A 14,381-nucleotide genomic window follows, 5' to 3' on the forward strand; every position below is an offset into this window, starting at 1 on the left:
TAAAGAGAGGGAGCATCTGTCCATTATTCTGACAGCCCAAAAGAAAAACCCCGGAAACATTGTCATTACAACATGTCCGGGGTTTAATCCAATGCTCTTTAAAGAGCGTTTTACTTAACGGGAGTAGAACTCAACGATAAGCGCTTCGTTAATTTCCGGAGCAAGCTCAGAGCGCTCTGGAAGACGAGTGAATGTACCTTCAAGCTTTTCAGCGTCGAAAGTAAGGTACTCAGGAACGAAGTTGTTTACTTCTACAGATTCTTTGATGATGGAAAGGTTTCTTGATTTTTCGCGAACACCGATTGTTTGACCAGGTTTTACTTGGTAAGACGGAATGTCAACGCGGCTTCCGTCAACAAGGATGTGACCGTGGTTAACTAATTGGCGTGCTTGACGGCGAGTGCGCGCAAGACCGAGCTTGTACACAACGTTATCAAGACGTGCATCTAAAAGAATCATGAAGTTTTCGCCGTGTTTACCAGTCATTTTTGCAGCTTTGTCAAACAATGTGCGGAATTGACGTTCGTTTACACCGTACATGTGACGAAGTTTTTGCTTTTCTTGCAATTGCAAACCGTATTCTGATAGTTTTTTACGCTGTCCCGGACCGTGGGGACCTGGTGCGTAAGGGCGTTTTTCTAATTCTTTACCTGTACCGCTAAGAGAGATTCCTAAACGGCGAGACAGTTTCCAAGATGGACCTGTATAGCGAGCCATAATGTGACTCCTCCTTTGGTTTTATTTTGTGGAAAATAAAAACCGTCTGTTCGATCCGACCGTGCACATTTTGTTTTCATGTATCCTCGCTCCAGCAGCAGAGAGTTACACGATACACCTTACAGCTAAGGAACAAAATGCAAACACAGAAGCTGAACAAAAAGGCTGCAATATTTCACACAAAGAACATTATATGATTTTTCCCCGCCGCCGTCAACCATTTCTCCATGAAGAGTGCCGGTTTATGATATAATGTACAAAAATGAGTAGTACATGTTTAGGTGATAAAAATGAAAAAACAAACAATTGATGAAGTGACGGCCTTTCATCAGAAAATGCTTTCTTTTTTCTTAACGAAATCTGAATCCGTCTCATTATCCGACTCGCTGTTATGGCTGGCCTCAGCTCTCGAATCCTGCTTTACATCTCTTTCATTGACCCTTTCACCGGCAGAATCAACACGTTTCACCATAAAAACAGAAGATGAACCGCATTATGCTCCGCTGAAAGAGAGTGACGGCCGTTTTATGATCAGGAATCAGACGTCCGGCAGATCCTTTTATCTGCGCTCGGAAGTCGGGCTGCCGATCCCGGAATCATTGCCTGAGATCGTTACTCAGTTTATTAATCAATCTGTGAGACAAAGCGGGCTGTTTGACAAAACGAAGCATCAGCGGAAAATTCACAGAATGACAGAAATGTTCCATTCGCTTTTGGACCAAAATGAGGTTTTGGAAAAACTGCAGGCAAGTTTGAGTACGGCTTTCCGGTCTTTCCGCTTTTCACTGTTTATCACGCAGGATCAGGATACGGACAGACAGCTTCCCGCAAAAGAATTACATATGGACGGAAAAGATGCCGATCCGTCTGCCCTGAAGGTTTATTTATCGGGGAGACTGCTCAGAAAAGGCAGGTCATCTGCTTACCTGCCGATCAAAGGCCAGCAGGGGACATACGGGGTTCTGAAGACGGAGGGGCTGCAGGATGCCGTTCTTTCGTGCAGTACTCTCAGTGAAATGCTGCTGCTTGCGGGCGCAGCGGGAAAAGCATTTGAAAATGCGCAGCTCTATGAGCAATCGAAAAAAAGCATTGCGAATCTGGAGCTCATTAATGAAACATCGCGCCAGCTGAATCAGCGCCTCAGACTCACTGATACGATGCGGGAGCTCGCCGCCATTATGACCCAGTCGTTTCATGCGGAAGAAGTGGCTTTTTTTCATATTGATCATTTTGAGACGCAAAATCTGCTTCCGGGACATACCGCTTTTTTTAAGACAGAACGTGCGAACCCTTATATCAGCATTGTGAAAGAAAAGCTGTTCGAGGGAGAAAAGGGCGTGTTTATCGGCAGCGGAAAGACTGTATTCGGCGAAAACGGCTACGGCTCGCTGATGGCGGTGCCGATGATCGAAAATGACACCGTCTTCGGGTTCGCGATTTTATTGAAAAAGGATTTGTATGCTTTTACGTTTGAAATGTATAAGCTTTTTCAAGCGCTCATTCACCATGCGACATTGGCGGTCACGAACTCCATGCTGCGCGACAGGCTTGAGCATCTTGTTCAGACAGACCAGCTGACGGAGCTGTATTCAAGAACCTATTTGGATGAGAAAATTCAATACAGCATGAAAATTCATAAACGGGGTGTATTCATCCTCGTTGATATCGATAATTTCAAAAATATTAATGATACATACGGTCATCAAACGGGAGATTCGATCCTGATTCAGGTGGCCTCCGTTATGAAGAACCATATTCGTGAGCATGATGTCGCTGCAAGGTGGGGGGGCGAGGAGCTGGCTGTCTATCTGCCGAATATCAACGTGTCATCCGGAGAACGCATCGCTAAAAGGCTGGTTCGCGCCATCCGGGAAAACACCGAGCCGCGCGTGACGATTTCCTGCGGCGTTTCCTGCTGGTCAAAGTCCGGCCCGATGCCGTTGAAATTGCTCGTTCAGCAAGCGGATGAGGCGCTTTATATCGCCAAACGGAACGGCAAAAACCGGCTGATCATCCATCAAAACAGCACGACGACATAAAAAAGGAGCCGGCCTGCCGGCCGGGCTCCTTTTTTTATCCTAATCGTTTTTCAAGCGTTTCAACGAACTTTGCTAAATAGGTTTCGTCCGTTTCATCAAAACGGTTTTTCACGGGGCTGTCAATGTCCAGCACACCGATCACTTCACCGTTTACGCGGATCGGGAGAACGATTTCTGACTGGGAAGCCGCGTCACAGGCGATGTGTCCCGGGAACGCATTCACATCGGCAATCCGCTGCACGTCGCCATTAGAGTAGGCAGTGCCGCATACGCCTCTGCCGAACGGAATGCGCACACAGGCAGGAAGTCCTTGAAACGGTCCGAGCACGAGCTCGCCCTCTTTAGCGAAGTAAAACCCCGCCCAGTTGACTTCATGTAATGAATGGTATAAAAGCGCTGACGCATTCGCGTAATTTGCGATCGCATCCGTTTCATCTTCTGTCATGGCTTCGAGCTGTTTAAGCAGAAGCTGATAACTTTTTTCTTTATCTCCGGATTGTTTTTCGACATGAAACATGGAAAACCCTCACTTTTTCTATAATATCAAACAAAGTTCCGGCCGTTCTGCCGGCATTTGTCGAGAAGTTCTTACAGGAACGGCGCCTTTCTGCTTGAATTGTTACACATAAAGGGGTGAGCCGTATGAAAGTAAGCACCAAAGACAAAATTATTAACGCCGCTGTCCAGCTGTTTAACCAAAAAGGTTATTCCGGCACGTCCGTCCGTGAAATCGCAAAGTCAGCTGATGTAAATGTTGCGCACATCTCCTACTATTTTAAAGGGAAAGGCGGATTAATGGAACATTTAGTTTCCGAGTTTTACGAAGGCTATACTGAAGCGCTGGAAAAAGCCGCCGTCAGTATGAACGGTGAAGACGCGCAGGAACGCATCCTGCGGGTGATTTTCGATATTTTATCCTATCAGCACGATAACCGTCAATTAACGCGGTTTGTATATCGGGAAGTAACGATTGATTCCGTGCTTATCAGGGAAATTATGTCTACTTACTTAATGAAAGAAAAATATATTTTCCAGCTGGTGATTGAAGAAGGGCAGTCACGCCACAGACGGCTGACGCTGCCCGTGCCGCATTTTATTCTGCAATTGAAATCCCTCTTGATGATGCCGTATCTTCAGCCTCAATACATTACCGAGGTGCTCTATATGCAGCCTCATGAACCGTACTTTTATAAAAGGTATTTTGAAGAGGTGAAGATCTGGATCGAAAGCGTGTTCCGACGGCCTGATGCGGCGCTTATGAAGTAATGATGCTTTTGTACGTTTCATAGGAACTGCCGACATCTTCCGCTTGATGGGCGTCCGACCCGAATATGAGCGGGATTTTTTTTTGCTTCGCCGTCTCAGCCATCCAATCCTCCATGTATACTTCCCCGGCAAACTTCTTTCTGAGCCCGGATGTATTCACATCCAGCTCCATTCCGTGTTCTTTCACGGCGTCAAGACAGCGGGCCGCAAGCTCTCTTATTTGAGGTGACATGCTGTAAGGGAAAAGACGCGCGAATTTTTTGACGAGCGTGATATGGCCGACCCGTTTTGGCTTAAAGGGGCCGAGCGGTGTTACAATGGAAGAATACACAGTTTCATAGTATTGTTCATATACGGCTTCAACGCTTCCGAAGCGGTCGGCAAGCTGCTGAAAGGCGTGCTCGTCAAAATCGAGGCATATATAAGACGGGCCGGTCTTCAAAAAATGAACGGATAAAATGCCGTCATCCAGTGAGGGGCCGTACGTGTTCAGAAACGCCGCGGTTTCCTCTTCATACCCTGTGATAAAATCGGTTTCTAGCCCAGTCAGAATGCTGATTTGTCCAGCGTATTCCTTTTTCAGCTGTGACAGCCGCTCCAAATAAACCTCCATCTGTCTGAGATCCATCGCGCTGTCCTGAAACGGTACGGGATCTTGAAATGACGGAGGAAGGGGGGCGTGCTCTGTAAATGTGATCGAGTCAAAGCCTCTTTCCAGGGCCTTTTCGACATATTGTTTCAGCGCATCCTTCGAGCCGTGAGGGCAAAAAGGCGTGTGGATATGAGCGTCTCGTTTTTCCATTTGTGTCACTCCATTAAAAAATTGCAGAATCCTGCCGAAATTATGCAAAAAGTTTTTGATTTCTGGTCAAAAAATGTTGGTTACATGGTATCATAATAACAATGAAAACGACAGATTTTCTCAATACATATATTGAAATCTTTCTGAATACATAAAACACCCTGACAGATTAAGAGAACAACAAGGGGGCTCATTATGGAGTTAGTCATCGGATTATTGGTTATACTGCTCGCGCTCTTTGCGGCGGGCTACTTTTTCAGGAAAAAAATTTATACGGAAATTGACCGGCTGGAGTCATGGAAGATTGAAATTTTAAACCGTTCGATAGTGGAAGAAATGTCCAAGATCAAACATCTGAAAATGACCGGAGAGACGGAAGAGTTCTTTGAAAGATGGCGCGAGGAGTGGGATGAAATTGTCACAGCCCATCTGCCGAAAGTAGAAGAGCTCCTTTATGATGCCGAAGAGAACGCCGACAAATACCGCTTTAAAAAAGCGAATCAGGTGCTTGTCCACATCGACGACCTCCTCACTGCAGCCGAATCAAATATAGAAGGCATACTGCGTGAGATCAGCGACCTTGTGACGAGCGAGGAAAAAAGCCGCGGAGAGATTGAACAGGTGCGTGAGCGGTATTCAAAAGCGCGGAAAAACCTTCTGGCGTACAGCCATCTCTACGGAGAGCTTTATAACAGCCTGGAGACGGATCTCGACGAAATCTGGAGCGGCATAAAAGAGTTCGAAGAAGAGACGGAAAGCGGCAATTACATCAAAGCGAGAAAAGTGCTGCTTGAACAGGACCGCAGACTGGATCAGCTTCAGACATACATAGATGACGTTCCGAAACTGCTTGCGGACTGTAAACAGACCGTGCCGAACCAAATTGCCAAGCTGAAAGACGGCTACCGGGAAATGACGGAAAAAGGCTACAAATTGGAGCATATTCAAATCGAAAAAGAGCTGGATACACTCACAAATCAATTGAAACGGGCCGAAAACGCGCTTTTGGAAGAATTGGATGTTGACGAAGCGTCCGCCATTCTTCAGCTGATTGATGAAACCATTCAATCGATGTATGACCAGCTGGAAGGCGAAGTGGAAGCCGGACAGTCCGTATTAAGCAAAATGCCTGAGCTGATCATCGCGTATGAGAAGCTTGAGGAAGAAAAAGACCGCACAAAAACCGAAACGGAGCTCGTCAAGGAAAGCTATCAGCTGACGGCGGGAGAAATCGGCAGACAGCATGCCTTCGAAAAACAGCTGGAAACGATCGGCCGGCTCCTTGAGCAGGCGAGAGAAAAGCTTGATGGTGAGCATGTCGCTTACTCTCTATTGATTGAAGAAGTCGAGGCCATCGAAAAGCAGATGGAAGAGGCTCAGAAAGAACATGCCGAATACCGTGAAAATCTGCAGGCGCTCAGAAAAGAAGAACTGCAGGCGCGGGAAACGCTGATGCATCTTCGGAAAACCATTTCTGACACGGCCCGAATGCTGCAAAAAAGCAACGTGCCGGGAATTCCTGAACAAGTCAAGGACAAGCTCGAGACGGCAAATCATCATATAGAAGAAACCGTCAGCCAATTGGAAGAGCTGCCGCTGAACATGGAGGAAGCCGCCAAACATCTGACCGAAGCCGAAAAGGTGGTTGAGGAAGTCAGCGAAGAGGCGGAAGATCTTGTGATTCAGGTGAAGCTGATTGAGCGGATCATCCAGTACGGCAACCGCTTCCGAAGCCAGAATCATATTTTATCCGAACAGCTGAAAGAAGCGGAACGGCTGTTTTACGCTTACAGCTATAATGAAGCTTATGAGATGGCGGCAGATGCTGTTGAAAAAGCAGCTCCCGGCGCCGTGAAAAAAATTAAAGCTGATCAATCTGCTTCATAGACGCACAAGCAAAAACTGCACCCTGATGGAAATCAGAGGTGCAGTTTTTTAGTTTCTCACGGAATATAAAAAGCGCCTGCGGCTGATATACGTCAAGCCGCAGGCGCTGAATGTTACGATTTTGCTTTATTTAATTCGATGGGCGGGCTGGTAAAAAACGTGATAATGCAGCCGATGATCGCTCCGGCAATGCCCGGAAGCACCCAGCCGATTCCCATGCTGTAAAGCGGAAGATTTGCGTTTAAGAATGAATCTAATGATCCGAGCGGAATGCCGGCTGCCTTCAAACCGTCCAAGATACTGAACAGCCCTGTTCCGATCAGGCAGGCGATATAGACTTCCCGTCTTTCCTTAAAGATTTTATCAATAAAGGAAAGGACGATAATGACAATCGCCAGCGGGTAAATGGCTGATAAAATAGGAACTGAAAATGCAATAATTTCAGCAAGTCCGAAATTTGAAATCGCCAGACTGAACAGCGTGACAATCGTAACCACCATTTTGTATGATAAAGCGGGAATCAATTTTGAAAAATATTCGCCGCAAGATGTGACAAGCCCGATGCTTGTCGTTAAACACGCAACGGTGATGGCGGCGCCGAGAACGATGTTTCCCAGTGAACCGAACAGGTAATCAGATGAAGCTGATAAAATCTTTGCGCCTTCGCCGAGCGGCCCCACAGCGTCCGTGCTTGTCGCTCCCAAATAGGCCAAAGATAAATAAATGAATGTCAAACCTGCCGCTGCAATCAGACCCGCTTTAATACAAGCGGCCGCGAGCGCTTTACGCTGGGTGACGCCCCTGCTTTTAACAGCGTTGACGACAACGACGCCGAAGACGATTGAGGCGAGCGCGTCCATTGTTTTATAGCCTTCCAAAAATCCTTTGAACACCGGCGTTCCGGAATATGCCTGATGTACGGCGCCCAGCCCGCCCATCGGAGTGACAATGGCTTTTACGACGATAATTAAAATAATACCGAATTTAATAGGAGTCAAAATCTTTCCGACTCTGTCAACGATTTTGGAAGGATTAAGAGCTAAATAATACGTAATAGAAAAAAAGATCAACGTGAAAACAAATAAAGATAATCTTTCCGGAATGCCGCTTAAAAACGGAACTGCACCGATTTCATATGAAACGGTTCCGGTTCTCGGAATCGCGAAAAGCGGCCCGATTGATAAATAAAGTATAACGGTGAAAATAGTCCCGAATACCGGATGAGCTTTATCGGCAAGCCCTTTCGCGTCTTTGCCCGTTAATGCGATGGCGATAATACCCAAAAGCGGCAGACCTACGCCGGTCAGTAAGAAACCGCCCATCGCTTTCCAGACATTATGCCCCGCCGCTTGCCCGAGCTCCGGCGGATATATCATATTTCCTGCCCCGAAAAAAAGTGCGAAAAGCATGAAACCGATAATAACGGTATCTTTGACAGGTAGTGAGTGTTTCATAAAAATCCTCCTAAATACTATGTTGAAATATTCTGTCAATTAATTGTCAGATAATATAACAAAACGAACATTACTTATTATATGGCAATGTACAGAGAAGTCAATACTCGATTTATTGCGAATTTATATTTACTTTTGTTATGGTAGCATAAATATCATACGATGTACCGTTTTCATTAAAGGAGTAAAAAAAATGATATATTTAGACAACAGCTCAACGACCGAGCCGTATGAAGAGGTATTGGATGTGTACAAACAGACGAGCAGCCGGTATTTCGGCAATCCTTCGTCTCTGCACCAGTTAGGAACTGAGACGGAACAGCTCCTTGAAGCGGCCGCTCAGCAAATAAAAAAAACCTTGCGTTTAAAAAATTATGATATTGTATTTACATCAGGCGCGACTGAAGCGAATAACGCTGCGTTAAAGGGAGCAGCCTGGGCAAACATGAGTAAAGGAAGACATATCATTGCTTCGGCGATTGAGCACCCTTCTGTGACGGAGACGCTTGATCAGCTGACAGAGCTGTTCGGCTTTGAAGTCACATATCTTCCGGCCGATCAAAACGGCTTCGTTTCTTTGAAAGACGTCAAATCGGCTATCAGGCCGGATACAATAATCGTCAGCGTCATGCATGTCAATAACGAAGTCGGCTCCATTCAGCCCGTAAAGGAAATCGGCGGGTTTTTGAAGCAGCACCGGAATATTCTGTTTCATGTTGATCATGTGCAGGGCATTCATAAAGTTCCTCTGTCTATAGAAGAAGCGGGCATTGACCTTTGCACCGTTTCAGGGCATAAGTTTCACGGCTTAAAAGGGACCGGAGCGCTTATCGTCAAAAAAGGAACGCGGCTCATTCCGCTTATAACGGGCGGCTCGCAGCAAAAAGGCGTCCGCGCCGGAACAGAACACACGGCAGGCGCCGTTTCCCTTGCGAAAGCGATCAATCTTTCCGCGCGTGACATGAACGAGCGGCTTTCTTCCGTGGAGGCTGCCAAGAATGCGCTCATGGAAAGGCTGAGCGGGACGGACGGGGTCGTCATCAACACCCCCGCCGAAAACAGCGCGCCGCATATCATTAATTTTTCCGTTCCGGGCGTGAAGGCGGAAGTGCTGCTGCACATGCTTGAGGAAAAAGGAATATATGTCTCCACAACCGCGGCATGTTCGGCAAGAGAGCACAAACCGAGCCGTGTGCTTCTGCAAATGAATAAAGGCGAACAGATTGCATCAAGCAGCATCAGAGTCAGCCTGAACTTCAGCCATACGGCTGACATCACGGAGCCGTTTATGGCCGCGCTGGTGCCGGCTGTTCAAAAACTAAAAAAAATGATGAGGTAGCATATGAATTACGATCATATTTTAATCCGTTTTGGTGAAATATCCACAAAAGGAAAAAACAGACGCAGTTTTATTGAAAGATTAAAACAGAATATCCGCCTGGTATTAAAGGATTATAAAAAAGTAAAATACTTTTCAAACCGGGACCGGATGTCAATTACACTTAATGGAGAAAACCCGGAGGAAATTTGTTCCTTATTAAAGAATATATTCGGCATTCAAAGCTTTAGTCTCGCAATTAAATGCGAAAGCAAGCTGGAAGACATTAAAAAAACGGCTTTAGCCGCGATAGAAGGCGAATATAAACCGGGGAATACGTTTAAGGTCGAGACGAAACGGGCTTACAAACAGTTTGAATTAGATACGAATGCGATGAACGCTGAAATCGGCGGGCATATTTTGAAAAACACGGATGGATTAACCGTCGATGTGAAACATCCCGATATTCCGCTTCGGATTGAAATCAGGGAGGAAGCGACATTCCTGACCATTCGTAACGAAAAAGGCGCCGGAGGCCTTCCTGTCGGTTCCGCGGGTAAAGCGATGCTGATGCTTTCCGGCGGTTTTGACAGTCCGGTCGCCGGTTTTTACGCGATGAAACGGGGATTATCAGTTGAAGCCGTACATTTCTTCAGTCCGCCGTATACGAGTGAACGGGCAAAGCAGAAAGTCATGGATCTCGCGGGATGCCTCGCGAAGTTCGGCGGCAGTATGACACTTCATATCGTGCCGTTTACAAAGACGCAGGAACTCATCCAAAAACAAATCCCGGAAAACTATACGATGACGGCGACGCGGCGTCTTATGCTGCAAATCGCGGACAGAATCAGAGAAGAACGGAAAGCGCTCGCGATCATTACGGGAGAAAGCCTCGGGCAGGTAGCGAGCCAGACGCTTGAAAGCATGTATGCGATCAATGCCGTGACGGCAACACCGGTTTTGCGCCCTTTAATCGGAATGGACAAAACAGAAATCATCGAGAAATCAAAAGAAATCGGCACTTATGAAACAAGCATTCAGCCGTTTGAGGACTGCTGCACCATCTTTACGCCGCCAAGTCCGAAAACACGCCCGAAAAAAGAAAAAATCGAGCACTTCGAAAGCTTCGTTGATTTTGAACCGCTGATTGCTGAGGCCGCTGCCGGCATCGAAACCATCACTGTTTACTCAGAGCAGGAAGCTCACGATAAGTTTGCCGGCCTGTTTTAAAACTGTATACAATTACCAAAGTTTTTTTGAATGAAGACATGTGTTTTATCACATTCTATACTCACAAGGAGGTGATACACATGTCACAACAATCAAACAGCGGAAACAGCAACCAGCTTTTAGTGCCAGGCGCTGCTCAAGCTATCGACCAAATGAAGTATGAAATCGCTTCTGAATTCGGTGTAAACCTTGGACCGGAAACAACTTCTCGCGCCAACGGTTCTGTCGGTGGAGAAATCACAAAACGTCTTGTCTCTTTTGCTCAGCAAAGCATGGGCGGAAGCAGCCAGCAGCAGTTTTAATCACAACTTCACATAATGGCTAAGAGAGCGGGGAATTCCCCGCTCTTTTTTCATGAGTATAGATAGAAGGCGGGAAGCAATTTATGCATATTTTTATTGTAATGGCCTATGTTTATGTATAATGGGGAAAGAAAGTGAGGAGTTGTTCGTGTTAAAACGAGAAGATTTAATCGCCCCAAAGAACTATAACCTTGTAAATGAAATCGAAAAGTTCAGCCGTTCCAAAGAGAAGAACGCGCTTATTTGGGAAGATCAAACAGGCGGCAAGAAAGTCTGGACGTATGAAAAATTGATGGAAGAAACGAATAAAATCGGAGCCCGCCTGAAAGGTCTCGGATTTGAAAAAGGCGATAAGCTGATTGTCATGGTTCCGAGAGTGCTTGAAGCGTATGCCGTTTATTTAGCGATCTTAAAAGCGGGGATGGTCGTCATTCCTTGCTCGGAAATGCTGCGCGCCAAAGACCTTGAATACCGGATCAAACACGCCGAAGTGAAAGGCGCTATCGTTTATCCTTCATTTATAAACGCGTTTGACGAGGTGAATACCGGGCAGCTGGTGACATTGTCAATCGGTGAAAATGATGCCGGCTGGAAAAACCTCCTAACGATTGAAGCGGACGGAGACAGTTTTCAAACAGCTGATACAACAAGAGAAGACATGGCGTTTTTGTCCTATACTTCAGGCACGACCGGCCAGCCTAAAGGCGTTGTACATACACACGGCTGGGCCTTTGCCCATTTAAAAACATCAGCCGGTGCATGGCTGGATATTTCTGAAGACGATACAGTGTGGGCCACCGCGGCGCCCGGCTGGCAGAAATGGGTGTGGAGCCCGCTGCTCGCAATTCTGGGAAGCGGCGCGACAGGAGTCATTTATCACGGCAGATTCAACGCCAAGACGTATTTAGAGCTGCTGGAGCGCCATCAAGTAAATGTCTTCTGCTGTACCCCGACGGAATACCGCCTGATGGCAAAAGTGGAGGAGTTGGACAAATATGATCTTTCTGCCCTTCACAGCGCAGTTTCTGCTGGTGAGCCATTAAACCGGGAAGTCATTGACGTATTCCGGAAGCATTTCGGCATTAAAGTGAGAGACGGATACGGCCAAACGGAGAGCACCCTGTTAGTCGGCGTCCTGAAGGATATGGATATTAAGCCGGGAAGCATGGGCAAACCGACCCCTGGAAATCAAGTGGAGATTATAAACGATAAAGGCGAAATATGCGAAACGGGCGAAACGGGCGATATCGCCGTGCATTTGAGCACACCGGCCTTATTCAAGGAATATTATAAAGATCCCGAAAGAACGAAAAAGCAGATTCGCGGAGATTACTTTCTTACAGGAGACCGCGCGAAAAAAGACGAGGACGGCTACTTTTGGTTTGAGAGCCGCAATGATGACATCATTGTCAGCTCCGGATATACAATCGGGCCTTTTGAAGTAGAGGACGCGCTCGTGAAGCATCCGGAAGTGAAAGAATGTGCCGTCGTGGCGAGCCCGGATGAAATCAGAGGTTCAATCGTAAAAGCTTATGTCGTTTTACAAGACGATGAAAAGCGCAGTGACGAACTTGTCAAAGAACTGCAAAACCACGTAAAAACGATTACGGCGCCTTATAAATATCCGAGAGAAATTGAATTTGTCGAAAGCCTGCCGAAAACGGCGTCCGCAAAAATCAGACGTGTGGAGCTGAGACAGCGTGAAGAACGGCTGAAGGCTGATAAAAAAGCATAATACAGGATAAAGGGTGAGCGGGGATGAAAGCGATTTGGCACGGCGGCACCATCTATACAATGCTGGACAAGAATCATGTCACTGAAGCCGTTTATACCGAAGAAGGCGTCGTCAGGCAGACGGGCAGCTTCCGGGAACTCCAAGGAACATACGGTTCGCCTGATACGGAGGAAATCGATTTACATGGAGCTGTCATGTTCCCGGGGTTTACGGACAGTCATATGCATTTAATCGGGCACGGGGAAAAACAGCTTCGCCTCGATTTGTCGCAGCTGACGTCAAAAGAAGCGATACTGCGGGCTGCAAAAGAAGCAGAGCGTGAATTGGAAGATGGCGAATGGCTGATCGGCGAAGGCTGGGATGAAAATCTGTTTGAACGGCCGGTTTACGTCACGAAGCATGACCTTGACCTGCTCTTTCCCGACCGCCCCGTCCTGCTGAAGCGGGTATGCCGGCACGCCGCGGCGGTTAATTCGGCCGCATTGCGCGCGGCGGGAATTACAAACGAAACACCTGATCCATACGGCGGGATTATCGTCCGGGACGGAACCGGTCCGACAGGCCTCCTGCTGGATAAAGCCCAAGAGCTTGTGACACAGGCCCTGCCGCCCGTCTCACTTCACTATGTCAAACGCGCGCTTCAAACGGCGATTACGGACTGCTGGTCAAAAGGCCTGACCGGCGGGCATTCAGAAGATCTGGCATACTACGGAGACGCGTCCATTCCCGTTGCCGCGTACGAGTCGTTAACCGGCAGCGGCCTTTATCCTTTTCGCGCCCATCTGCTCGTACATCACGAAGCCGTCGACAGCTGGAGCGCTCTGGATAAATCGATCGGACCTTATCTGGAATACGGAGCGATGAAAATTTTTGCTGACGGCGCGCTCGGCGGCAGAACCGCTCTATTGAAAAAGCCTTATCACGATGATCCGTCAGTCTCCGGCGTTCAGGTGCATGATGACGAAACCCTTGCCGCTCTTGTTTATAAAGCGAGAGAGAAAGGGATGGAGATTGCCGTGCACGCGATTGGCGACCTTGCATTTGAAAAGGTGCTGGATGTTATCGAAAGATACCCGGCAAAGCCCGGACAGCTAGACAGGCTCATTCATGCGCAAGTATTAGATGACGGATTGATTGAAAGAGCCGCCCGGCTGCCGATCGGACTTGATCTTCAGCCGCATTTTGTGGCCAGTGATTTTCCGTGGGTGATTGACCGGCTCGGAGAAGAGCGGATGAAAACGGCTTTCGCCTGGAAAACACTGCTGTCAAAAGGGCTGCTGTGCGCCGGAGGTTCAGATGCCCCGATTGAGCCGGCCGATCCGCTTCTGGGCATTCAATCGGCTGTGCTCCGTACAAGCAAGCAGCACCCGGAAGGTCCGGCCTATTATGAAAAAGAGTGCCTGACCGTGTACGAAGCCATTCAGCTTTACACGGAGGGAAGCGCGGCCATCATCCATAAAGAACATAGCCGCGGACGGATCGCCCCCGGCTATGATGCCGACTTTACCGTACTCAGCGGTGATCCGTTCATGACGGACCCGAAAAAGCTTCATGAATTGGAAGCGGTCAAAACCGTCGTCGGCGGCCGTATCGTATATGAAAAAGAGGACAGGCGCTGATGCCCGTCCTCT

The 14,381-nt window shown here is 47.6% G+C and carries 12 protein-coding genes; 8 read left to right on the forward strand and 4 right to left on the reverse strand.

Annotated elements, in window-relative coordinates; translation table 11 throughout:
• Window positions 1-114 precede the first annotated feature (114 nt).
• A complete protein-coding gene (gene rpsD, locus ACNFN4_RS00655) occupies window positions 115-717 on the reverse strand; it encodes a 30S ribosomal protein S4 (RefSeq protein ID WP_003152406.1) in 603 nt (200 codons plus the stop codon).
• 290 nt (window positions 718-1,007) lie between these two features.
• Between rpsD and ACNFN4_RS00660 the strand changes: the two genes are divergently transcribed.
• Window positions 1,008-2,756 carry a sensor domain-containing diguanylate cyclase gene (locus ACNFN4_RS00660; protein WP_267543356.1) on the forward strand — a complete coding sequence of 583 codons (1,749 nt, stop codon included), beginning with the start codon at window positions 1,008-1,010 and terminating at the stop codon, window positions 2,754-2,756.
• 34 nt (window positions 2,757-2,790) lie between these two features.
• Here ACNFN4_RS00660 and ACNFN4_RS00665 read toward each other — a convergent pair whose 3' ends face one another.
• On the reverse strand, window positions 2,791-3,273 hold the full coding sequence (locus ACNFN4_RS00665; protein WP_007408037.1) for a GAF domain-containing protein: 483 nt from the start codon (window positions 3,271-3,273) through the stop codon (window positions 2,791-2,793).
• A gap of 125 nt (window positions 3,274-3,398) precedes the next feature.
• On the opposite strand from ACNFN4_RS00665, the gene refZ reads away from it, so the two are divergent.
• Window positions 3,399-4,022 (forward strand): forespore capture DNA-binding protein RefZ, encoded by a 624-nt coding sequence (gene refZ / locus ACNFN4_RS00670; RefSeq protein ID WP_007408038.1) that lies wholly within the window; start codon window positions 3,399-3,401, stop codon window positions 4,020-4,022.
• Here refZ and hisJ read toward each other — a convergent pair.
• On the reverse strand, window positions 4,012-4,824 hold the full coding sequence (gene hisJ / locus ACNFN4_RS00675) for a histidinol-phosphatase HisJ (RefSeq protein ID WP_109567123.1): 813 nt from the start codon (window positions 4,822-4,824) through the stop codon (window positions 4,012-4,014). The two genes, refZ and hisJ, sit on opposite strands and share 11 nt — an antisense overlap.
• 195 nt (window positions 4,825-5,019) lie before the next feature.
• Between hisJ and ezrA the strand changes: the two genes are divergently transcribed.
• Window positions 5,020-6,711 (forward strand): septation ring formation regulator EzrA, encoded by a 1,692-nt coding sequence (gene ezrA, locus ACNFN4_RS00680; protein ID WP_095061275.1) that lies wholly within the window; start codon window positions 5,020-5,022, stop codon window positions 6,709-6,711.
• Between the two features lie 113 nt (window positions 6,712-6,824).
• Here the strand turns inward: ezrA and brnQ are convergent, their stop codons facing one another.
• Complete coding sequence (brnQ, locus tag ACNFN4_RS00685; RefSeq protein ID WP_448199937.1) at window positions 6,825-8,165, reverse strand: branched-chain amino acid transport system II carrier protein; 1,341 nt, start codon at window positions 8,163-8,165, stop codon at window positions 6,825-6,827.
• A 193-nt stretch (window positions 8,166-8,358) separates the two neighbouring features.
• Between brnQ and ACNFN4_RS00690 the strand changes: the two genes are divergently transcribed.
• The 5 genes from ACNFN4_RS00690 (at window position 8,359) to ACNFN4_RS00710 (ending at window position 14,369) form a co-directional block, all read left to right on the forward strand.
• Window positions 8,359-9,504 carry a cysteine desulfurase family protein gene (locus ACNFN4_RS00690; protein WP_022552830.1) on the forward strand — a complete coding sequence of 382 codons (1,146 nt, stop codon included), beginning with the start codon at window positions 8,359-8,361 and terminating at the stop codon, window positions 9,502-9,504.
• A gap of 3 nt (window positions 9,505-9,507) precedes the next feature.
• The gene (gene thiI / locus ACNFN4_RS00695; RefSeq protein ID WP_015418002.1) at window positions 9,508-10,713 is read left to right on the forward strand and encodes a tRNA uracil 4-sulfurtransferase ThiI; all 1,206 of its coding nucleotides are present in this window, start codon (window positions 9,508-9,510) and stop codon (window positions 10,711-10,713) included.
• A gap of 80 nt (window positions 10,714-10,793) precedes the next feature.
• Window positions 10,794-11,015, forward strand: a complete 222-nt coding sequence (locus ACNFN4_RS00700) for an alpha/beta-type small acid-soluble spore protein (RefSeq protein ID WP_007408043.1) — start codon at window positions 10,794-10,796, stop codon at window positions 11,013-11,015.
• Window positions 11,016-11,163: 148 nt separating this feature from the next.
• Window positions 11,164-12,750 carry an acyl-CoA synthetase MbcS gene (gene mbcS / locus ACNFN4_RS00705; RefSeq protein ID WP_014418632.1) on the forward strand — a complete coding sequence of 529 codons (1,587 nt, stop codon included), beginning with the start codon at window positions 11,164-11,166 and terminating at the stop codon, window positions 12,748-12,750.
• Between the two features lie 23 nt (window positions 12,751-12,773).
• Window positions 12,774-14,369 carry an amidohydrolase gene (locus tag ACNFN4_RS00710; protein ID WP_017418363.1) on the forward strand — a complete coding sequence of 532 codons (1,596 nt, stop codon included), beginning with the start codon at window positions 12,774-12,776 and terminating at the stop codon, window positions 14,367-14,369.
• The last annotated feature ends 12 nt before the right edge of the window (window positions 14,370-14,381 follow it).

It is taken from the genome of Bacillus sp. N1(2025), assembly GCF_053470005.1.

Excerpts from the sequence above, each read along its gene's own strand:
- rpsD (WP_003152406.1), bottom strand. The coding sequence starts at position 717 with ATGGCTCGCTATACAGGTCCATCTTGGAAACTGTCTCGCCGTTTAGGA.
- ezrA (WP_095061275.1), top strand. The coding sequence starts at position 5,020 with ATGGAGTTAGTCATCGGATTATTGGTTATACTGCTCGCGCTCTTTGCG.
- brnQ (WP_448199937.1), bottom strand. The coding sequence starts at position 8,165 with ATGAAACACTCACTACCTGTCAAAGATACCGTTATTATCGGTTTCATG.
- refZ (WP_007408038.1), top strand. The coding sequence starts at position 3,399 with ATGAAAGTAAGCACCAAAGACAAAATTATTAACGCCGCTGTCCAGCTG.
- ACNFN4_RS00710 (WP_017418363.1), top strand. The coding sequence starts at position 12,774 with ATGAAAGCGATTTGGCACGGCGGCACCATCTATACAATGCTGGACAAG.
- ACNFN4_RS00665 (WP_007408037.1), bottom strand. The coding sequence starts at position 3,273 with ATGTTTCATGTCGAAAAACAATCCGGAGATAAAGAAAAAAGTTATCAG.
- ACNFN4_RS00690 (WP_022552830.1), top strand. The coding sequence starts at position 8,359 with ATGATATATTTAGACAACAGCTCAACGACCGAGCCGTATGAAGAGGTA.
- ACNFN4_RS00660 (WP_267543356.1), top strand. The coding sequence starts at position 1,008 with ATGAAAAAACAAACAATTGATGAAGTGACGGCCTTTCATCAGAAAATG.
- ACNFN4_RS00700 (WP_007408043.1), top strand. The coding sequence starts at position 10,794 with ATGTCACAACAATCAAACAGCGGAAACAGCAACCAGCTTTTAGTGCCA.
- thiI (WP_015418002.1), top strand. The coding sequence starts at position 9,508 with ATGAATTACGATCATATTTTAATCCGTTTTGGTGAAATATCCACAAAA.
- hisJ (WP_109567123.1), bottom strand. The coding sequence starts at position 4,824 with ATGGAAAAACGAGACGCTCATATCCACACGCCTTTTTGCCCTCACGGC.